Origin of the sequence: Akkermansia massiliensis (assembly GCF_023516715.1) — a bacterium.
Classification (GTDB): Bacteria; Verrucomicrobiota; Verrucomicrobiia; order Verrucomicrobiales; family Akkermansiaceae; genus Akkermansia; species Akkermansia massiliensis.
Genome location: NZ_JAMGSI010000001.1, coordinates 816,648 through 834,248, shown reverse-complemented (window position 1 = coordinate 834,248; position 17,601 = coordinate 816,648). Strand labels below are relative to the sequence as shown.

Genomic DNA, 17,601 nt, shown 5'->3' with positions numbered 1-17,601 from the left:
TCAGGGTTAATAAAAAAGTCTCGGAGCCAGCACGACGGCCTTGCCTACCAGGTTCTTGATTTTTTCCAGCTTGCTCAAATCCAGCGGCGTTACGCCAATAACGACCGGTTCTTCCTGGTTGTCCTCTTCATCACGCATCCAGTTCTGGACACGCGCAATAATGGTAGCCGCGACGTCGGCCAGATATTCATCCACGGATTCATACCCTGGCGGCAACAGGGATTCCTGCTGCATGTAGATGCCGACTACCATCGGGCAATCCATCCGTGTGGTGCGCGTGCGCTGCGCCTGGTCCGTGTTGGTTGGATCGCCCGGTGTGACGGCCACGCAGCAATACTGGGAATTGGCCGTCATCAGGAGCAGGTCACACTGGCTCACGCGGTCAAACAGGCCCGGCATCACCAGCGGGGCAAGATCTGTGTCCCCCTGTAAATGTCCCATCAGTTTGCGGGCATAAAGGTAACTGGGCGCTTTCTTCATGATTTCTTCTTTCTGCTTAAAAAATCCAGGGCATCATGTACGGCTTCCTCGGCCACGCTGCGCACTTCGTCTTCATCGGGCATCACATCCGGGTGTTCCGGTATGGTGACCTCCCGCATCAGGATGTAGAAAATCGGGCTTTGCGGATCTGCCACACGCCGGGTCTGTCCCTTGCGCGGTCCCCTCGTGATGGGAACGTCTTTGCCGCCAACCAGCACCCCCGTTGCAGGCCCCTTGCAAGGCACAAACACCAGGCTTCCCCCCAGCCCTGCCTGCTGGATGCTCAACCCATACGGGGCATACTCTGTCGGGATGGCCAGATTTTTGGTCGGTTCTCCCGTCACTTCGGACGGTCGGCCGCTGGCGCGCAGCGGACCGCCCAGGGCCTTAATAGAGCCAAGCCACTGGTGCCGGACGCCGCGCTTGTACACACGCACGGCCAGCCGGTCATTGCCGTCCGGTTCCACGACGGTGGCGCGGGCAGCGTCCGCCCAAAAAGACCGGCCGCCGCGATCCTCAAAGCGGGTGCGCAGATTGTCCTGAAGGTCCAGGGCAATGGCTTCATTCACCTGGGCCTGTTCTTTGCGCCCAAGTTTCAAAGCAATGCCGCCCGTGATGGTCACATTCAGACTGATCATAATTCGCGCACAGTGATGGTTGCCGGCCTGGTGGCCGTGTCGATGCCGGTGACGCGGTACGCCGTACCGCCCAACAATACCCGGCTGCCGGGCGCCACCTGGCGGCCGATGGCAGCCGCCGCCAAGTCAATGCGCCTAGCGCTGCTACCGCCTTGCACCACCAGGCGCACGTTGCCGGAGGCAGGGGGCGCACTCCCGACGGGCACAGCCGGCAACGCCGCCACCGTGAGCGGCACGCGATAAACGCCGGATTGCAGGGCTGCCAGATCCTGCGCTGTCAGCGTGAGGGACGTTTCCAGTTCCGGGGCTGCGTCCGGAAGAATCCGGCCAAACAGGCGCGCCACGTCTTCAATCATATCCAGTCCCGCGCGGTTCTCTGGCGCATCGGCCCGGAAGCCGTCGGGGTTGCTTAAAAATTCATCCAGGGCGTCGGCCTGGTAGTTGGTGCGCAGAGATGCCGGCACGTCCTCGCGTGGTTGGGTGGTGATCACCCGGCCAATCTCTCCGGCATCATAGGGACGTGTGCCGTTGCGGTCCACCAGGCGCAGGGAGGAACCGTCCCATTCTGCAATGCCCTTCATCTGTTCGGCCAGGGCTGCGCCCAAGTCTTCATCCCGGACATTGGCGTCCAAGGCAACATCATGGTTGAACGACTCCGGCCGCTGGGATTCGATGCGTTCCATATCTTCGTCCGTTACCAGGCCCTTTTGCTCGGCAACACGCCATTTCACCGGACGCCACCACATGCCGCTGCCGTAGTCAAAAGGCGGGTAAGGCGTCCGCCACCGGGACAGCGCCGCCCAAATGGGGGAATCATTCAGAGCAATGAAAGATCCATCCCTGGCTACACCTTCGTAGTTGACGGAGGCGGCCGCCTCGTTCCAGCGCATTTGCCAGTCCCTGGGCTCGCGGGATTGACGGTTGCGGTGCAGCTCGCTTGCCGGGTACATGGCATTGCCCGTGAGCCGGTTCTTTTCCGCATAGCCGCGCGCCATGTTGACATTGGTTTTCAAGGTTACATCCAGGCGGCGCGGGGTGTAGATGTCTTTAATCGTTCCGGTGGTTCCCGGCGTGGGACGGTAGCCGGCGCGTTCCAGTTCTTCCCGGACCGCCCGGCGCGCTTCAATCAGAGACACTTTCCCGTTGGCCAGAGCAGCCGCAGCATTCCGGCAAGCCTGGGCATCCTCAAATCGCACCTTGCCCGCCATCACAAAGGCCCGCTCCATACGCCAGTAATCCACGCGCGCAGCTTCCCATTCCCGGCTGCGCAGCTCGGACGGGATGACTTGCTTGTTAAGGATAAACTGACCGGGAGCGGGCATGCTATTACCTGATAACTATTCACTATTAACTGCCATGATGCCTCGATCATGGCTCCGGGTACCAGCCTGTGCCGTCGTTGCCGTAGGCCGGAGACGGGGCGATAATGGCAGGCTTGTGCGATGCGGGCACATGCACCTTGCCGTCCGGCCCCATCACCTTGCGTTCCGCCCTGGCAATGGAGGCCAGCAGTGCGGCGGCATCATCCGCCGCCTTGCGCCGCTCGTCGGTGATGGCCATGCTGAAACGCTTGAGCAGGCGCACCGCCGCAATGTCCATCGCGGCAGCGCGCAGCGTGCGCGGTATGGTTGCCTGGTCATCGTCCAGCGCGTTGGCCGGATTGCTGGCGATGGATTCCCTGACCATGGCTGTCACGTCGTCCAGGGTGTCCAGCGTCCAGGGATTGGCGGAGTCCGGGCCGGACGGTGCCACAACGGCCAATTCCTTGGCGTTGAATACCAGGGCCAGGTCATCCGTCGTCAGCTTGATCCAGGCTTTCATGAAGCGGTCAGGCTTGGGGGTTAGCGGCGGAGATCAGGGCATCGGCCACCCGCAGGGAGTTGAGCGCCAGCTCGCGGATCATGCGCTCGTCGCGCAGCAGTGCTGCATAGCGTCCGTGAGCCACCAGGCCGGAGGCAATAGTCGCGGCAATTTCCACGCGGGAAGGTTCAGCTGTTCGCAAGGTGGCGGCGGATGATACAGGTTCCTGTCCTTTAATTTCTCTGTTTTCCGTTTTAGGAGGATCCTCTTCTTGGGATGCCGTGCCGGTCAAGGCGTCATATTCTTGCTTGGTCATGTTGGGGTCGGTGGGTTCTCCGTCTGCCGGTTTGGTGTTGTCGCCCTGGGGTTCAGCCATGGGGGCGGATGTTTTGGTCTTGCTGGTATTAAGTTTTGTCATCATGATTTGGTCTTTTAGTTGTTGTTAGTCTTTGCCTCCCGCTTCCGCAACGGAAGCGGGAGGCCATGATCAGCTGATCGTCAGGCGGCTCACGCAGGGCGGAGCCGTTACGGCGTACGTATGCTTCATATTGATTTCGTACCAGGTGGTATGGATGCCGCGCTCGTAGTAGCTTTCTACGTTTTCCGCGTAGGCGTCGCCGCCGGCGCTCAGCACCTTGAGGCCGGAGAAGTCCCCGACGGCCATTCCCTCCTGGGCATAGGTCAGCCATACGTCGTCACCCAGCAAGTTGGTTCCTTCAAACTCCACGGATGGTCCTGCTTCATCCTTGCCAACGGAGACATTGGCCACCATTACCTGGAGATCGTCGGCGGCATGGACGCCCAGCAGTTGCTTGAACAAGTCAACGGTCAGTTCCCTGGCGCTGTTGTAGGTGATGGCATCCAGGATGGCGGGGGAGGCCCCCAGCACATCCCACTTCTTGCTCGGAATCAGAATGCGGTTGGGCTTGATGCCGGCCTGGGTTTCCATGCGGTCAATCTCGTCCTTGAGTTCCTTCATTGGATCGGCGGAGGAAGACGACCAGTTGCCCACGCCGGAACGCGCCTGAACCTGGCTGCGGAAATGGTCAAACCCGTCGGCAATCATGGACCTTTGCCAGACGCCCAGAAGCGTTCCCGTCCTGGCCTCCGCTTTAAGGGCGGCCACTTCGGAGCGGCGGGCGTCCAGTTCTTCCCTGGACAAATGCAAATCCTGATCGTCGATGCCGATGCGCAGACTGTGGTCCTCCAGGGCAAATGGACGTGGTGTGCAAACCAGGTCCAGGCTGCGGGCGGATTGATGGCGTCCGCGCGAGGTGTCCACGCGACGGAACGCATATCCCTGGGGAAAATAGTCATACGTCCCGCTGTCTCCGTCCACCTTCACGGACGGCGCGATAAAGGACAATGGATTGACCGGAGAACGGCGGAACCAGCCCACCACCATCTGGTGCAACGAGTAACAGTAAGTGTAATTTGTGCTCATATCAGTTAATGGTTAAAAGTTAATAATGATGTTATTCGGAGGCTGCCTCCACTTTGTAGGGCTTGCACATGATCACGTTGATCAGCTGCCCGGCCTTGGTGGTGGCCACGTCCTGAACAGCGTAACCCACAATCAGGTCGCCGGCAGTTTCCGAGGATGCGGAAACGGTACCGTCAGCGTTACGCTTGAGCGGGGTGTTCATCTTGATGGTGCCGGGGTCTGTGCCCAGCTGGGCCTGCACGATGGACTGGCTGGACCACAGGATGATGGATGCCCCGGTCCGATTGCCCAGCATGGAGCGCAGCTGGCCGTCCGGCTCGCTGATCACGCCATGGGGCATTGTGTCGTTGTCTTCCAGGGCGATTTCCCCGGCAGCATTGATGGAGGCAAATTTGCCTTCATGGAGGTGGCCCTGCTTGCTGGCTTCCTCCGTGTATTGCCGGCGCAGCACCGGCTTGTCATAGACGATCATGGTTGGTTTCCTTTCGTATGTTGGTGTGTTGGTTGTTGCCGGATGCCTTAGCGCAGGCCGTCCTGGTAGTCCTGGCGGGCATCGCGCCAGACGCGGGCATATTCGGCGGAGTTGAGTTGACGCCCCAGCTTGTGTTCTTCCTTATCCACGCGGCCCTGGCAGTAGTCCGTCATGGCTTTCTCCTGGGTGTTCACGTCGCGCCTCATTCCGTTGATGCGCACGCTCACATCCCGGTTGGGTTTCTGGCCCTGCATCCGCGTGTTGACGTCGCGCAGGGGAGCCAGGTTCGGGTAACGCCGTTTGCGGCTGTTGGTGTCCGGCCCTCCGGATGCGTTGGCGGCAGCCAGAGCGGCGGTCAGTTCCTCCACCTTGGACTTGAGGCCTTGGACGGCGGCCAGCACGTCCTCTGCGTTGGCGGATTCGTCCAGGTCCATCTCTTCCGCGAGTTGCATCAGGATGTTTACGGCAGCGCTTCCGTCGTCGTTGGTGTCCTTTTCCGGGTCATCCGGGTCAGTGTCCGAATTCATGTCGGCGGGTTTGTTGTCCTCCTGGGCCGGAGGGGTGGGAGGCGTCTTTTCCTCGGTCGGTTCATCCGGCGTCTGGTCCAGCTCGCTGTTCTTGTCGCGCTTCGGCTTGGTGATGGCCGTGCGGGTCTTGTTGGTCGGTTTCATGTCTTTGTCTTGTTGGTTATCTCGGTTTGCTTGTTTGCGAGAATTGGTCATCGGGAGTTGTCCCTTGTGGTTGGGGTAGTTGGTTACGCTCAGGCCGGCCAGCCGGACCGGAGCCACCACGCGGTTGTCAATCACTTCAAAATCCGGGTAATCGTATTCCGTGCTGAAGAACACATATTCCCCTTCATTCACGGCCTGGTGTCCCCTGGGCGTCCATTCAATCCAGGCCCAGAGCATATCCCCTTCCGCGTGCAGCGCCTTCACCCAGCCGAACGCCTTTTCAAATTTGTGCTGCTCGGAAGTGGGCAGACCGCGCCCGTCGGTATCTTCCAGGGAAAAATTGTCTTCCAGGATCATCAATCCCTGGGCATCCAGCCGGGCCTGGTATACCGTGTCGGAAGGATCGTTCAGGGCTCGCCGCAGTTCATCCTGCATTTTGGGCGTCCACTCGCAGGTTGGCTCCACCGCAAACCATCCGGCAGCCGGCACTTTCCCCAGTTCATAGGGCGCATGGGGCGCGTCATTAAACGGTATTACTTTCATGTCTCAAATTCGCTCTTGTTATTTGGGTCTTGCTTGTTAAGGTGAATGTCCGGTCGTGCACCGGGAGGAAGCCTGTCAGCGTCAACCAGTGGGGCTCCTTCCGTAGATTGGGGGTTGGGAGCGGCCCCGTATCACCTGACTGTGGCCTCGGTTCCTGACCGGGGCTTTTCTATTTCTTTTTGTGGGCCGTGATCATCTTGATGGCTCTCTTTTTCCCGGTTTGTCCCAGCACGGTGTTGGTTCCCTGATGTTCTGAGCGAACGTTTCCGCTCTTGGCATCCTTCGACTTCTTACCCACAACGGCTGCCCTGGCCGCTTTCCTGGCATCTGTGTCCTGCGGGTCAGCAAAGTGTTTGGCGGCGGCGTGGCTGCTGCCGTGCCCTTTGGTGCCTTTCTTCCCTTGACCGGGGCTGCCATGTTCCACCGTCAGGCTGCTGCTTCCGATTTTTGCCACGCCCTGCACGCGGCCTCCTTTGGCCGCCGTCTTCCGGATAGCCTTTTCCACCGCATCCACTTTTTCGGTGACTGTGGCATTTTGGCCGGCTTTCAATGGCGTGTTGCTCCTGCCGGATCTGGTTTCCCCTTCACGCCCGACGCCACGGTTCCGGCCGGTTCTTCCTTCCTGCCCCCAGCGCACTCTGGCGGCGTGTCTGGCCGCTTCCGACCGGCTCATCTTCCCGTTGGTGTCCTTCCTTTCGTCGTCATCCTCCAAATTTGCGATTTGCAACGGGGTTGCAACGGGGGTTCCCGGCTCTTGCGGGCCGTTTTGCATCTCGGTGTCCATGGCGGCTTTTAAGGGGTCCTGTAGCGTTTCCGCCAATTTGGCCACTTCTCCTATTCCCGGCACCTCCGCCATACGGCGCAGGGTATCGAGTTCATCCTTGCTCAATGCCGGTTCCTGGGTGCGGCTGTTGCAGTCTTTTCGCATGCAGGACTGGTCAAACGCTTCACGCGCTGCCGGCCACAGCATGGTTGGCGCATAACGGGTGTGCATCTCCCGCAGCAGGGGAGATTGCAAGCCCAGCCCGTCGGCTCCCGGCATGGCCTGGGTGGTGACGTTGTACCCGGTCAATTCCTGCACCTGGTCGTCGGGAGTTCGGTAGCCTGCTCCGGCCAGCTGGGATATGTTGGTGACGCTGGCCACCGTGTCGTCCGCTTCCGGGTGCTTGATTTCCAGTTCCACGTAAATTTCCTGGCCGGGGTGCCATTGTTCGATGATGGGCCGCACCATACCCCGGTTGAGGACGCCGGCAATGTCCTTGCCTTCGGCCGCAGCCAAATCGTCAAAGCCGTCTTCGTGCGTTGAGCCGGTTTCCGTGTTGGTGCCTGCCCCAGGAGCGGTCAGCATGGTCATCTGGCCGTTGGTGGAGCGCAGCACCAGTTCCTGGGTGGACAGGTCGATCAGTTTGAGAAACATGTCCGGCGTGCTGGCCGGTACGCTCACGGCCTTGACATCAGCACCGGGAGGCAGTGTGCCGCAGCTGTTACTGATGCACTGCATGGCCATTTTCAGATAAAGCGTCTTGGTGTCTTCATCCGTTCCTTCCGGCATGATCACAAAAAACGGCGGCGTGCCGTAACGTCCGTTGCAGGTCATCCACTGTGCCTTGGCGTTCTTGCGGTCCAGGCACAGCATCATGGCCACCTGGTCAATGGGACGCGGGCAGAGCCGCGTCAGGATGGACCATTCCGGCACGGGTACCTCTTCCGCCCGCGCTGTCCCAAACGTCGCGCGTGGGTTCCATTGCCAAGGGCCGCCATAGCCGTCACGGCTCCAATTCCAGTTATCGGTAACTTGCAGGATAAATTCACGGGAAGTCTCCACCATTTGCAACCGGCGGAAATGCCTGAAAGATGCCTGTCCGAATGCAGCGATTGCTTCATCCATGTTGGATATGGCATTGCAAAAGTCCTTGGCCGTTCTGAGTTGGGCGTCCGCAATGGCATCTTCCAGATCACTCAGTCCTTTCTTTTTGACAATGCGCCAGGGTAGCTTTTTCAGGGCGGTGTCCCTCTTTTCCACGCAACTGGCCAGCACGGCATCAGCCGGTTCCAGCTGTTCCCATATCCACTGTACTTGTGCGTACGCTCCGCGCAGGGCTTCATTCATACAGGAGCGCACGGTGGAAATGTTCAAAAAGTCTAGGGGAGGCGTATAGGACAGATGCCGGGATTGGTCGCCCAGGATGTCGCGCAAGTCCTGCTCGGTAAATACCACCGGCTTGCTGTCGCTTTTCAGGCGGGCAGCCTGTGCTGGTGTCAGCGTGAGATTGCCCAGAGTTCCTCCCTTTCTGAATTTATTGTTCCGGCTCATGCAAACGGTCTTTCATCTAGGTTGATGTTATTGGCCAGGGTTGCCTGGACAGCCGCCTCTGAGTAGGCGTTGTTCACGTCGCGCCGTCCCGGTTCCGGGGGAACTACTACAAAGCTTTTGCCGATAAATCCCCAGTAGGCCAGCTTGCCGCTGTCAAACGTGTCGGCATGGTTGCCGTCCTTGTCCGGCTTGCACTCAAACTTGGCCCCGTTGCGCTTGACCAGCCGATGATCATCCCTCAGCCATTTGCCGGAGGGCATGGCGATCAGGCCATCTTCCAACGCGCCACAGTACGCGGACCCCATGGCCGTTTTGGCGTCGGTCTTTTCTCCCTCGTAGATGACATTGTTGTTCCCAGCAAATCCGATTACGCGAATTTCGCCGGACAGTCTTTGTCGCAGTTTGTTAGCCGCAAATTTTTCATTGGATTTATCGACCACCAAGGCCTTGCGATATGATTTGGCGATGGGTTTGAGTACGTGCCGGATGATGGATTCCATCACGTCCAGGTCTTCCGTCTTCCATCGCACAACCAGCCGTTCATAATAGACGCCTTCCCATTGCTCCATCACTGTCAGCGAGCTCGGGTTGGACTTGTCCTCAATGGTGGACGCCACATCCAGGCCCAGGCATACCTTGCCGCCTTTCAAGTGTTCCGCCCATGTGGACGGTATCAATGTCTCATAGTTGCTCATGCTGCCAGTACCTCCTTGCTAAGATCAATGCCCGTGCAGCACTGCGCTCCCTTGTACATGGCGTTGTTGAGCCACGCCAGCTGCACGGCGGATTGCCCGCCCTGAACAAACTTGAGCGCATAGTTGCGATCGGCAGATGCCTTGTCCATGGCGTGGGCGCGGTATTCTTCAAACGCCACCGGCTTGCCGGAGAGCGGATCGAACAGGGACAGTCCCGCCAGCTCGCTGTCAAAAATGTCCACACGGTGGACCGGATAGCCGGCCTCCGTCTTGTAAAAATTCCCCTGGGCGTTGGGCGTGAATTCCAACGGGCCGGGGTTGAGAAAATCATAGGTGAAATGCTTGTCGTCCTCCGGCGGCGTCGTGAACATCCACATCAGAAAATCAGGGTTGCGGGAGATGATCGGCTCCACAGCGTCCAGGACCGCCCGGAAGTCTGGCCAGAACCCGACTTCATCCCCAAACACATCTCCGGTCCAGCCGCGCGCCGTGTCCGGGTTGGGGGCCAGAATCTTGGTGCGGCTGTAAGAGGTGCGCGTATGGTAGATGCGCACCTGGGCCGTCTGCTTGTCCATCAGTTCCGCCAGATCATCCACGGCCAGCAGCTTGTGAGAACGCTTGTCCACCACATTGCCGCCCAGTTCCTTGCCCAGGGCTTCCTGTTTTGCCCGCAGTTTGGCCAGCGCGTCGTGCCAGATTTGGGCCTCCTTTTCCACGATTTCCTTGCCCGTGGCGATGGATGCGCTGACAAAATAACAACTCCGTCCGGCACGTTCCAGCATGCGGTCTATCGCCTTGGCAGCAATAAGGTAGGACTTGCCGCGCTGCCGAGCCCACAAAAAAAACATGGTGCGCAGCCGCAGCCAAAAGGCCACTTCCTGGAAGGTAAGCAGATTGATCAGGGGCTGGGAGTTGCCTTTATCCATTGATAAATTCCGGTGTGATTGTTTGTGCCTTGCCAAACAGCAGCGGACGCAGCATGGCCACCTTCTGGGCGTCACTGCCCTCGCCATTGACGATTGCCTGGACCTCCGGCGAAAGCGCCTTGTCCAGCAGAGCCTGGGCGGCCATCGTCTGCCATTTGTCGATGTCCAGTTGCAGGCGGGTGGATTCCATCTTTCCCTTGGCGTAACTCTGCACGATGCCGAACAGAGTTTTCAGGGTTTTGGGGTCGCTGCCTGGTGAGGTTGCCAGGTCAAACACCGTGGAGCGCACCGCCTGCAAGGTAGCCTCGTCCAGGTCGGAGGCGTCCATCTTGTTGAGCTTGGCGGCTATGTCCTTGCGGCGTGTCGCCATCAGCGGCTGGACGTGGTTGTGGTAATACTGCGCGATGCTCGTCAGGCTCCAGGTGATGCCGTCTTCCGCCACCCGTTCCTGCACGGCCTTGTAAGTCGTGCCGGAGAAAAACATCTCGTCCACCGCATCCCGGAGGTAGGGCGGCAGATTGGCGGCTACGCTGTCCTGACGGAGTTTCTTCATCGGTATTTAATGAATAAATATAAAGCGGTTAAGCTAAAGGCCATGGAAGCAATGGTAACAATGGCGTCCGGGATGGTCATATCTGTCCAAGCTGTAGTATTCCGGCATCCGTGATCATCCACTTGCGTTCCCCGGTCAGCTCGTTGCGGGTGCCGATAATGCAGGAAGATTGTTCCAGGTCCGTAAGAGCGTCTTCCAGTTCCAGCAGCGTGGGGCGCGGCTGCACGTCCAGACAGACCTCCGCGCGCAATGCTTCGTCGCGCATCGTGTAGGTCTTGGGCATCCGCTTGAGACTGCGCAGGATGGCGATTTTAACCTTGGCATGTTGGTTCATAGTGATTTCCGTGATTTAAGAATTTCAATCATCATGTTTTGCTGTCCGTACATCTCATTGAGCTTGACCGTGATGCCGGTTAGGCGAGCGTGGAGGTCGGACACCTCCGCCCGGTGTTGTTGCTTGATTTCGGCAACTTCTTCACGGGTGGCGAATTTATCTTCCAGATAAACGCGTTGGGCATCCTCTGATTGCTGGGGTGACTTACGCGCTTTGCCCATCGCGTACCCACCCCCGCCGATCACGCCGGCTCCCATTAAGTAGGCCAGCATCTGGCCCACCGATCCGGCGTCCATGGTGGCCGCCGCCTCTGCAATTACGCCCCACATTGCACTGCGTAAGCATGGATGCCGTGAGCAACGGCCTGAGCCAGTACCTCACCCTTTTCATGCAAGAATTCCACATCGGAATCCACGGACAAAAACGCCCCTTCCACAATCACCGCCGGGCACACGGTGCCCTGTAAAAACACGTCGCCACGGTTGGCATAAGGCGTCCGTATGTTGCGGTCGGCCAGCTCCGCAATCAGGTCAAATTGCGCGTCTATCGCTTTGGCCAGGGCAATGCCTTTCTTGCTGCCGTCGTAGTGCACCACTTCATGCCCCCCCTTACAGGCTGGGCTGTCGGCGGAGTTGAGATGCAGGCTCACGGCTACATCGGCTCCCCAGGCGTTGATGGCTACGCATTCATTCTTGATGCTGCGGCTGTAATCCTCGCGGCGGAAGACGCGCACCTGGTGCCCCAGCTTTTCCAGTTCTCGGACGATTGCCGGCGTGTACTGCGCCCAAAAAGGATGCTCTGCCAGGCCGTCGTGGCTCACTGCGCCCTGGTCGCCCGTGGAGCAATGCCCTATGTCCAGTGCTACTTTCATCATATTTACCTGTTAAAGACTAAAGGCCTGCTATCATTTACCCGTTGCCTGCACCACGGGCGGCACCACAACCACGTCCGGGGTGGACTGGGACCAGGAAACGCTGTGATTGTCACGGTCCACCACCAGGGACGAGCCGCCACGGATGACCACCACCTGGCCATCCGTAAGAGCCACGCTGGCGGCGGTCTGCTTATCCGCGCTGCTGCAAGCCCAGGTCGTCATGACCAGGGACATGCCGATCATCAGCAGGAGGGCGGAGCCGCCGGCGCCGGACGTGTTGGACGCTCTCGGCGCTGACTCGTCAACGCCTCCATCCTGATCACCGGTCGGCTCCGCAAATTGATATTTGCCCACGGTCACAAACCGGAGCAATACGTTGACCGCCCCAAGAGCGGCTGTAAATTCCACAGGGTTGGATTCAAGCCAATCCCTCACTGCCGGCACCAATAAAGAGGCCAGGGCGGCAGCGTTGATCCAAAATGTCCGGCTCAAATACCAAGGCGTATTATTCTTTGCCGTTTGCTGCGTGGCAGCTGCCCCGGCGTTTGATTTGTTCGCCTTCGGCTCGCTCACCCCGACGTTTCCCAACGTGAGGGTTTGTCCGTCATGCGTTCCACTATCCGTAGCAGCTCCAAAATCTTGTTTTTGCGCGTCGTTCATGTGGGCAGTTTAGCCCATTTCCCGGATGGCGCTGCGGCGTTTGCGGCAAATGCGGCGTTTGCCGCAAAAGCTGTATTTGCGGCATTTGCGGCAAAATTAAAGGGGCAGCGTCAGTTGCTGCATGTCCCGCGCATACTGCACCGCCTGAGCCTGTGCCCTGGATGCGACATCTTTTACTTGCGCCCTGTACATCAAAAATTTACGGCCTCCGCGCCTGGCACGCCAACCGATCAATTCGCCGTCCTCAATCATCCGGCGCACGGTGTCCTGGCTGTAACCAAGGATTCGGGCGGCCTCCGTCACTCCACAAGTTCCCCCCTTCACCCAGCGAGTGATATTTGCGTCCATGTGCATAATATAACACACGGGCATCAGCCTTGTTCCGACATTTCAGGCCATGCAAAAGCCCTTGCGCCTCTCCCCTTCGCCTGATCATTCCCCGCGACAGAATTTCAGACATCTTCTCCCATCCCTGGCATCAAAACGGAAACATGTTTCCGTTTTGATGAATAACTCCCCCCTTTGCTGATATTCAAAAACGACACATGTGTCGCTTTTGGTTCCTTACTGAATTTGAAATGGGAATCATGGTTCCCGGTAAAGCTTCATAACTTTATTAGCTTCCCGCTGCCCAAAATTGAAATTCGCACAATTGTTCGAATTTGGATTGAAAAGCTTTCCCCATTCTCCGTGCTGGGCTGCCACTTTCATGCTATTGAGCTGGTTTGGGGCGACGCATCAAGCAGTCAAATCCCATTCCATCTTTGTTAATGATCATGATTGGCTCCCATCCTCCTTTGATCCAGTCAGAATCTTTGTTACGATCCACGAAGGATCCTTTTCCCGTGTATTCATGGATTAGACTAATAAATTTTTTATCATACTCCCATTGTTGCGGTTTTACGGTTTTTGTAAGAACAACATTGTGTTGCCAGAGTAGCCATGTATTGATTCCGGAGATTAATATCAAGCATGCAATTAACACCATAGAAGCGTAGATGAGGCGTTGCATGCTGACAGGATTCTTTTTTTTGACTTCCTCAGCTGGAGTAGTTTCCTCAGCTTGTTTAGGGGAGTAAATGATATCTGCCTGGTTTAACGGCGTCCATTGTTGATCACCCTCTTTGGCTACCATGGTATCCATGGTAATCAGACCGGAGTCCAGTAAGGCTTTGATCTTGTCTGCGGAGATTGGACCGCGAGCCTTACTATTAAATTGATAGTAGTATTTTGTGTTGTCCATGGTAATATTTTACTGTGTATTATATCTTTTCGGAATTATTTACTTTAGTCTTGTTCCAGCCATCTTCTCTATCTTTCTCCGGATATGTTGCCGGGTATCCAACATTTGAATGATGGTGAAAATCCTACAGAAAGACTATTCTTGCATAGTTCCGTATCTTTTTAACAAGTTAATTGTTCTCCCGCGAACATTTTTGCTAAATTTTTTTCAGCCACCCCTGCATGGCTGATTTCAGCATCTTCAGCTTCTCTTCAGACTTAATGGCTCTCACCTTCCAATTTTCGAGATCGTGATAATGCTCATGTTGCTCTTCTTTGTTTCCGCTTCGTCCCCAAAGCCAATCCATGCTTACCCCAAGAGCTATTGCGAGTGCCCCTAATTCGGATGCTCTTGGAGTATTTTCCTCTCTCAAATACCTTGATACAGCAGCTTGAGTAATTCCTGCTGAATCCGCTAATTCCTTCTGTGTTAGTCCATTTGATTTCATTGCTTCAAGAAGTCGCAATGAAAATATACTGTTTTGCATATTTTCTTCTTGCTTGTTCATACGGTTCGGTATATTCCGATTGGTATGTTCGCACGAGCACAAGAGAAACACAAGGCCAAAGCCCTGACCGGGAATCTGGTGAGGGCACGGCAAGAACTCAAGGACAAGGGCTGGAGCTATAGAACAGCCGCTCCGGAATTAGGTGTCTGTTACCAGCACCTGGCCAGCGTCCTCACAGGGATAAGGCAGAGTAAAGCTCTGCTGGACAGGATTAGCAAGCTTCCTAAACGCCGCCACCATTAACATCAATATCATTATGCGGGATATTGCAGAATTTGCTGGAGCCGTGGCCGTTATGGCCCTGATGGGCTGGCTGGCCGCCTGGGCGGTGGTGTATTGCCTGGACAAAGAAGCCGCTCAGGTGCGCGAGGGCCTCAAGGATGCCCGCACCGCCGTGTTGCCTGTACCCCTCACCAAATAACGCCATGCAACCTGAGGACGCCGTGAACATGGACATCCCCATGACGGAGGAAGAATGGGCCATTTGGCAGGCCCTCTGGCGGGTGCCGGAATTCCGCCGCCATTATGGCCTGGATCATGCCGGCAGCCTGACACAACGGGAAATTGGCCTCTATCTGGGCCTAACCCGGCAACGGGTTTTCAGCATTGAGCGCGCCGCCATGCGCAAAATCAAAATCGCTTTCAGAAAATTCAAAGATGAAATATGAGATTCAGATCATGCCTCAAAATGAGGTGACAACTACCAACCGGGATTGGGAAATTGCAATCGTCCGGGCCAACGCTCTGCACGGCCAAATCACCGGATTGACAAATCAAATTCAAACCCTTGAGCAAAAACGCTGGATGACTGCGGTTGTGCTGGGTGGATTGCTCGCACGCATGAAAGCGGCAGCCCAGCATGGGGAATGGAAAGCCTTATTTGGCAAAAGTGACACATGTGTCACTTTTGAATATCGCACGGCTGCACGCTACATGAAACTCTACCGGGAAGTGCTCAAGCGCGCCCGGAAGCTGGGCACGGTGGATGTGGCGCTTATAGAAAGCGGACGCCGAGACGCCCGCACGCTGGAAGAGATCGGCAAGCTTTCCGACGCTGACAGCCTCCGGCAAGCCTACTTTGACTTTGGCGTGGTCACTCCGCCCAAATCTCACGGCACCAGCACCATTGATGACAACCGGGGAACAGGCAAACCCCAGCCCATTGCGGACCCGGAGGAAGCACTGGCCGCCCGGCAAAAATCAGCATGTGATGAATTTGCCCGCATCATGGTGGACCTTGAAGCCATGCTGGATACCGGACGCTTGCCGCTGGTGAACCAGGATGCCTTGGCAGAAGGTAAAGACATTCTCAATAACGCCCTCAGGATCATCAACGCCTTAACCAACGCATAACGATGACGGAAACTCTTGCCATTTATGCCGCCGCCGCGACGGACAAGGAATTTGAATCCCTGCCTGAAAAGCATCGCGACCGTGTGACCAAGTGGGCGCATGAGCTTGAGTGGATGGAGCGCGCGCTTAAACAGGGCAAGCGTCTCACCGGGCCATGCGGCCTGTATAGCCAGATGGCCCGGCACATGGGACTGAGCGTTACCCAGGTGTCCCGCATCATCAAACGCTGGCAGGCCACGCAGGACTGGCATGTTCTGCTGGATGGCCGCGTGCGCAACAACAAGCCGGTAGAGGACTACGGCATCAAAACCCCTCGTTTCCGCGCCTGGGCCGTACGGTTTGCCGAACATGAATGCCGATCCAGCCGTGAGGCCATCCGCAAAATATTTACCATCTTCCTGTACGGAGGCATGACTATTGACGGCTATGAACGCCACGTTCCAGGCACCATTCCGCAAGAAGTCAACGAACGCGCTTTGTACCGCATTTTTGCCGACCATGAAAAGGAAATCCACCGCGCCCGGTTTGGCATGGGAGCCGTCCGGGAATTGCCCGTGCTGCGTGACCGCTCCGTGCTGGAGCCGGGGCAGTGGTATGAAATGGACGACGTGATGCACGATGCGGAAGTCATGTACCGGGGGCAGGCGGTGCGCGTCTCCGAATTCGGCATGTTCGACTATGCCAGCGCATGCCGCATCCATTGGGGGCATATTCCCAATTTCCGCCGCATGTCCGATGACAGGCGGCAAGCCCTGGACCGCAAAATGGCCCTCATGTTCCTGGCCTATGTGCTGCGCTATATCGGCTACCATCCGGAGGCGTGCGTGATCATGATGGAGCACCGGACGGCGACTCTTTCCGAAGATAAGATCAAACTGCTGGAAACCGCCACGGGCGGCGTGCTCAAGGTCCGCAAGGGCGGCATCAAGGGAGCGGCTCAAAAGGCGATCGGAGGACGGGCGGCGCGCGGCAAGGGCAACCCGCAGGCCAAAGCCGGCATCGAAGGATCGCACAACCTGATTCACAACGTGCAGGGCAATCTGCCCTTGCAGGTGGGCTGGACAGGACGCAATGAGCCGGCAATCACCTGGGGCATGAGGCGCGAGGCAGAACAGGTGGCCTTCTGGCAGGCAGCCCTGCGCGCCAAGGGGCGCGACGACCTGGCCGACAAAATTGATATGCCGGTCATGAACTTTGAGGACTTCACGGAATACCTCACTATCAAGTACGCCCTGATCAATGGCCGCACAGACCACAAAATCAGCGGCTGGGGCCGCAACAAGACCATACAGTACTGCATCGGCAACGGCTGCTGGGTAAATGAACACGACCTCAGACAGTCCCCGGAACAAAAGATGATGCTCCAGGCACTGGTGGGCCAGCATCCGGACCTGGTGAGGGAAACGGACCTCAGCCCGGCAGACGTATGGGAACGTGGCAAGGGCCGTCTGGTCAGGCTGCCCCTGGCGGCTTATGTGGACCTGATCGGGGATGACCGTGACTTTGGACGCACGGTGCGCGTGATCGACGGCTTGATCAGGGTACAGGACAAATTCTGCAACAACGGCGAACCGATTATCTATCTGGCTGAAATTTCCAATGACGGGCAGGCGCCCGTCCGGCTGATCGACCGGAAGGAATACCGCGTGGTAATCAACCCCTATGCCCTGCACGAGCTGATTGTGCTGGATGATCAAGGCCGCATCCTGGGACGCGCTCCGCAGTATGTCCGCGTCAACCCGCTCAGCGAAGACTTGTACAAGACCATCGGCAAGGTGGAGGCGCGCAAAGCCGCAGACATGGCCCGGCAGAAAGCACGCTGGCAGGCGGAAAACAATTTCAACGCGAGCCGCCACCAGGCCAACAAGGACGTGATGCACGAGGCGGACCAATCCGACCTGGGCCTGATCACCCCTTCCGTTCCCGGCACCGCCAGAGGGCGGCGCATGGTACGCAAAGAAGACATGTCCGCCCTCCTTTCCGATACTCCGCCACCTGCGAATAACGACGAAAGCGCCGTGGAAGTGAATATTTCAGACCTTTTCTAACCAACC

At 57.5% G+C, this 17,601-nt stretch carries 24 protein-coding genes; 5 read left to right on the top strand and 19 right to left on the bottom strand.

Annotated features, from left to right (window positions below; all coding sequences use genetic code 11):
* Nucleotides 1-6 precede the first annotated feature (6 nt).
* From M8N44_RS03565 to M8N44_RS03475, 19 genes are all read right to left on the bottom strand, one after another.
* Nucleotides 7-480 (bottom strand): hypothetical protein, encoded by a 474-nt coding sequence (locus tag M8N44_RS03565; protein WP_046434997.1) that lies wholly within the window; start codon nucleotides 478-480, stop codon nucleotides 7-9.
* Nucleotides 477-1,118, bottom strand: coding sequence for a hypothetical protein (locus tag M8N44_RS03560; protein ID WP_087393289.1), 642 nt, complete (start codon nucleotides 1,116-1,118; stop codon nucleotides 477-479). Before M8N44_RS03560 ends, M8N44_RS03565 begins: the two co-directional genes overlap by 4 nt.
* The gene (locus tag M8N44_RS03555; protein ID WP_215489899.1) at nucleotides 1,115-2,440 is read right to left on the bottom strand and encodes a hypothetical protein; all 1,326 of its coding nucleotides are present in this window, start codon (nucleotides 2,438-2,440) and stop codon (nucleotides 1,115-1,117) included. Before M8N44_RS03555 ends, M8N44_RS03560 begins: the two co-directional genes overlap by 4 nt.
* A 46-nt stretch (nucleotides 2,441-2,486) precedes the next feature.
* Nucleotides 2,487-2,939 (bottom strand): phage protein Gp36 family protein, encoded by a 453-nt coding sequence (locus M8N44_RS03550; protein ID WP_215489900.1) that lies wholly within the window; start codon nucleotides 2,937-2,939, stop codon nucleotides 2,487-2,489.
* 7 nt (nucleotides 2,940-2,946) lie between these two features.
* Complete coding sequence (locus M8N44_RS03545; protein ID WP_215489901.1) at nucleotides 2,947-3,339, bottom strand: hypothetical protein; 393 nt, start codon at nucleotides 3,337-3,339, stop codon at nucleotides 2,947-2,949.
* 66 nt (nucleotides 3,340-3,405) lie between these two features.
* Nucleotides 3,406-4,362: a hypothetical protein gene (locus M8N44_RS03540; protein ID WP_215489902.1), complete on the bottom strand. Its 957-nt coding sequence runs from the start codon at nucleotides 4,360-4,362 to the stop codon at nucleotides 3,406-3,408.
* A 31-nt stretch (nucleotides 4,363-4,393) separates the two neighbouring features.
* Nucleotides 4,394-4,834 (bottom strand): hypothetical protein, encoded by a 441-nt coding sequence (locus M8N44_RS03535; protein WP_046434984.1) that lies wholly within the window; start codon nucleotides 4,832-4,834, stop codon nucleotides 4,394-4,396.
* Between the two features lie 47 nt (nucleotides 4,835-4,881).
* Nucleotides 4,882-6,048 (bottom strand): phage protease, encoded by a 1,167-nt coding sequence (locus M8N44_RS03530; RefSeq protein WP_215489903.1) that lies wholly within the window; start codon nucleotides 6,046-6,048, stop codon nucleotides 4,882-4,884.
* 169 nt (nucleotides 6,049-6,217) lie between these two features.
* Nucleotides 6,218-8,362 carry a phage portal protein family protein gene (locus tag M8N44_RS03525; RefSeq protein WP_215489904.1) on the bottom strand — a complete coding sequence of 715 codons (2,145 nt, stop codon included), beginning with the start codon at nucleotides 8,360-8,362 and terminating at the stop codon, nucleotides 6,218-6,220.
* The gene (locus M8N44_RS03520) at nucleotides 8,359-9,057 is read right to left on the bottom strand and encodes a TraB/GumN family protein (protein WP_215489905.1); all 699 of its coding nucleotides are present in this window, start codon (nucleotides 9,055-9,057) and stop codon (nucleotides 8,359-8,361) included. The genes M8N44_RS03525 and M8N44_RS03520 overlap by 4 nt, the downstream gene beginning before the upstream one ends.
* A complete protein-coding gene (locus tag M8N44_RS03515) occupies nucleotides 9,054-9,983 on the bottom strand; it encodes a terminase large subunit domain-containing protein (RefSeq protein ID WP_046434975.1) in 930 nt (309 codons plus the stop codon). The genes M8N44_RS03520 and M8N44_RS03515 overlap by 4 nt, the downstream gene beginning before the upstream one ends.
* Nucleotides 9,976-10,536: a phage protein Gp27 family protein gene (locus M8N44_RS03510; RefSeq protein WP_182916208.1), complete on the bottom strand. Its 561-nt coding sequence runs from the start codon at nucleotides 10,534-10,536 to the stop codon at nucleotides 9,976-9,978. The genes M8N44_RS03515 and M8N44_RS03510 overlap by 8 nt, the downstream gene beginning before the upstream one ends.
* A gap of 76 nt (nucleotides 10,537-10,612) precedes the next feature.
* Nucleotides 10,613-10,870 carry a hypothetical protein gene (locus tag M8N44_RS03505; RefSeq protein ID WP_046434970.1) on the bottom strand — a complete coding sequence of 86 codons (258 nt, stop codon included), beginning with the start codon at nucleotides 10,868-10,870 and terminating at the stop codon, nucleotides 10,613-10,615.
* The gene (locus M8N44_RS03500) at nucleotides 10,867-11,199 is read right to left on the bottom strand and encodes a hypothetical protein (RefSeq protein ID WP_215489906.1); all 333 of its coding nucleotides are present in this window, start codon (nucleotides 11,197-11,199) and stop codon (nucleotides 10,867-10,869) included. Before M8N44_RS03500 ends, M8N44_RS03505 begins: the two co-directional genes overlap by 4 nt.
* The gene (locus tag M8N44_RS03495) at nucleotides 11,187-11,744 is read right to left on the bottom strand and encodes an N-acetylmuramoyl-L-alanine amidase (protein ID WP_215489907.1); all 558 of its coding nucleotides are present in this window, start codon (nucleotides 11,742-11,744) and stop codon (nucleotides 11,187-11,189) included. Before M8N44_RS03495 ends, M8N44_RS03500 begins: the two co-directional genes overlap by 13 nt.
* Before the next feature lie 30 nt (nucleotides 11,745-11,774).
* Nucleotides 11,775-12,404 (bottom strand): hypothetical protein, encoded by a 630-nt coding sequence (locus M8N44_RS03490; RefSeq protein ID WP_215489908.1) that lies wholly within the window; start codon nucleotides 12,402-12,404, stop codon nucleotides 11,775-11,777.
* A gap of 96 nt (nucleotides 12,405-12,500) precedes the next feature.
* Nucleotides 12,501-12,752 (bottom strand): excisionase family DNA-binding protein, encoded by a 252-nt coding sequence (locus M8N44_RS03485; RefSeq protein WP_102734099.1) that lies wholly within the window; start codon nucleotides 12,750-12,752, stop codon nucleotides 12,501-12,503.
* Between the two features lie 364 nt (nucleotides 12,753-13,116).
* Nucleotides 13,117-13,647: a DUF4339 domain-containing protein gene (locus M8N44_RS03480; RefSeq protein ID WP_102734039.1), complete on the bottom strand. Its 531-nt coding sequence runs from the start codon at nucleotides 13,645-13,647 to the stop codon at nucleotides 13,117-13,119.
* Nucleotides 13,648-13,843: 196 nt separating this feature from the next.
* Complete coding sequence (locus M8N44_RS03475) at nucleotides 13,844-14,194, bottom strand: helix-turn-helix domain-containing protein (RefSeq protein WP_102734040.1); 351 nt, start codon at nucleotides 14,192-14,194, stop codon at nucleotides 13,844-13,846.
* Between the two features lie 24 nt (nucleotides 14,195-14,218).
* On the opposite strand from M8N44_RS03475, the gene M8N44_RS03470 reads away from it, so the two are divergent.
* The 5 genes from M8N44_RS03470 to M8N44_RS03450 are packed head-to-tail and all read left to right on the top strand — an operon-like array spanning nucleotide 14,219 to nucleotide 17,595.
* Nucleotides 14,219-14,437 carry a hypothetical protein gene (locus M8N44_RS03470; protein ID WP_205595947.1) on the top strand — a complete coding sequence of 73 codons (219 nt, stop codon included), beginning with the start codon at nucleotides 14,219-14,221 and terminating at the stop codon, nucleotides 14,435-14,437.
* Between the two features lie 13 nt (nucleotides 14,438-14,450).
* Nucleotides 14,451-14,615, top strand: coding sequence for a hypothetical protein (locus tag M8N44_RS03465; RefSeq protein ID WP_180971952.1), 165 nt, complete (start codon nucleotides 14,451-14,453; stop codon nucleotides 14,613-14,615).
* Between the two features lie 28 nt (nucleotides 14,616-14,643).
* Nucleotides 14,644-14,862, top strand: a complete 219-nt coding sequence (locus tag M8N44_RS03460) for a sigma factor-like helix-turn-helix DNA-binding protein (RefSeq protein ID WP_249853084.1) — start codon at nucleotides 14,644-14,646, stop codon at nucleotides 14,860-14,862.
* Nucleotides 14,852-15,547, top strand: coding sequence for a DUF3102 domain-containing protein (locus tag M8N44_RS03455; protein ID WP_215712125.1), 696 nt, complete (start codon nucleotides 14,852-14,854; stop codon nucleotides 15,545-15,547). The genes M8N44_RS03460 and M8N44_RS03455 overlap by 11 nt, the downstream gene beginning before the upstream one ends.
* A gap of 2 nt (nucleotides 15,548-15,549) precedes the next feature.
* Nucleotides 15,550-17,595: a hypothetical protein gene (locus M8N44_RS03450; RefSeq protein WP_102734043.1), complete on the top strand. Its 2,046-nt coding sequence runs from the start codon at nucleotides 15,550-15,552 to the stop codon at nucleotides 17,593-17,595.
* The last annotated feature ends 6 nt before the right edge of the window (nucleotides 17,596-17,601 follow it).

Excerpts from the sequence above, each read along its gene's own strand:
- M8N44_RS03565 (WP_046434997.1), bottom strand. The coding sequence starts at position 480 with ATGAAGAAAGCGCCCAGTTACCTTTATGCCCGCAAACTGATGGGACAT.
- M8N44_RS03560 (WP_087393289.1), bottom strand. The coding sequence starts at position 1,118 with ATGATCAGTCTGAATGTGACCATCACGGGCGGCATTGCTTTGAAACTT.
- M8N44_RS03555 (WP_215489899.1), bottom strand. The coding sequence starts at position 2,440 with ATGCCCGCTCCCGGTCAGTTTATCCTTAACAAGCAAGTCATCCCGTCC.
- M8N44_RS03550 (WP_215489900.1), bottom strand. The coding sequence starts at position 2,939 with ATGAAAGCCTGGATCAAGCTGACGACGGATGACCTGGCCCTGGTATTC.
- M8N44_RS03545 (WP_215489901.1), bottom strand. The coding sequence starts at position 3,339 with ATGATGACAAAACTTAATACCAGCAAGACCAAAACATCCGCCCCCATG.
- M8N44_RS03540 (WP_215489902.1), bottom strand. The coding sequence starts at position 4,362 with ATGAGCACAAATTACACTTACTGTTACTCGTTGCACCAGATGGTGGTG.
- M8N44_RS03535 (WP_046434984.1), bottom strand. The coding sequence starts at position 4,834 with ATGATCGTCTATGACAAGCCGGTGCTGCGCCGGCAATACACGGAGGAA.
- M8N44_RS03530 (WP_215489903.1), bottom strand. The coding sequence starts at position 6,048 with ATGAAAGTAATACCGTTTAATGACGCGCCCCATGCGCCCTATGAACTG.
- M8N44_RS03525 (WP_215489904.1), bottom strand. The coding sequence starts at position 8,362 with ATGAGCCGGAACAATAAATTCAGAAAGGGAGGAACTCTGGGCAATCTC.
- M8N44_RS03520 (WP_215489905.1), bottom strand. The coding sequence starts at position 9,057 with ATGAGCAACTATGAGACATTGATACCGTCCACATGGGCGGAACACTTG.
- M8N44_RS03515 (WP_046434975.1), bottom strand. The coding sequence starts at position 9,983 with ATGGATAAAGGCAACTCCCAGCCCCTGATCAATCTGCTTACCTTCCAG.
- M8N44_RS03510 (WP_182916208.1), bottom strand. The coding sequence starts at position 10,536 with ATGAAGAAACTCCGTCAGGACAGCGTAGCCGCCAATCTGCCGCCCTAC.
- M8N44_RS03505 (WP_046434970.1), bottom strand. The coding sequence starts at position 10,870 with ATGAACCAACATGCCAAGGTTAAAATCGCCATCCTGCGCAGTCTCAAG.
- M8N44_RS03500 (WP_215489906.1), bottom strand. The coding sequence starts at position 11,199 with ATGTGGGGCGTAATTGCAGAGGCGGCGGCCACCATGGACGCCGGATCG.
- M8N44_RS03495 (WP_215489907.1), bottom strand. The coding sequence starts at position 11,744 with ATGATGAAAGTAGCACTGGACATAGGGCATTGCTCCACGGGCGACCAG.
- M8N44_RS03490 (WP_215489908.1), bottom strand. The coding sequence starts at position 12,404 with ATGAACGACGCGCAAAAACAAGATTTTGGAGCTGCTACGGATAGTGGA.
- M8N44_RS03485 (WP_102734099.1), bottom strand. The coding sequence starts at position 12,752 with ATGGACGCAAATATCACTCGCTGGGTGAAGGGGGGAACTTGTGGAGTG.
- M8N44_RS03480 (WP_102734039.1), bottom strand. The coding sequence starts at position 13,647 with ATGGACAACACAAAATACTACTATCAATTTAATAGTAAGGCTCGCGGT.
- M8N44_RS03475 (WP_102734040.1), bottom strand. The coding sequence starts at position 14,194 with ATGAACAAGCAAGAAGAAAATATGCAAAACAGTATATTTTCATTGCGA.
- M8N44_RS03470 (WP_205595947.1), top strand. The coding sequence starts at position 14,219 with ATGTTCGCACGAGCACAAGAGAAACACAAGGCCAAAGCCCTGACCGGG.
- M8N44_RS03465 (WP_180971952.1), top strand. The coding sequence starts at position 14,451 with ATGCGGGATATTGCAGAATTTGCTGGAGCCGTGGCCGTTATGGCCCTG.
- M8N44_RS03460 (WP_249853084.1), top strand. The coding sequence starts at position 14,644 with ATGGACATCCCCATGACGGAGGAAGAATGGGCCATTTGGCAGGCCCTC.
- M8N44_RS03455 (WP_215712125.1), top strand. The coding sequence starts at position 14,852 with ATGAAATATGAGATTCAGATCATGCCTCAAAATGAGGTGACAACTACC.
- M8N44_RS03450 (WP_102734043.1), top strand. The coding sequence starts at position 15,550 with ATGACGGAAACTCTTGCCATTTATGCCGCCGCCGCGACGGACAAGGAA.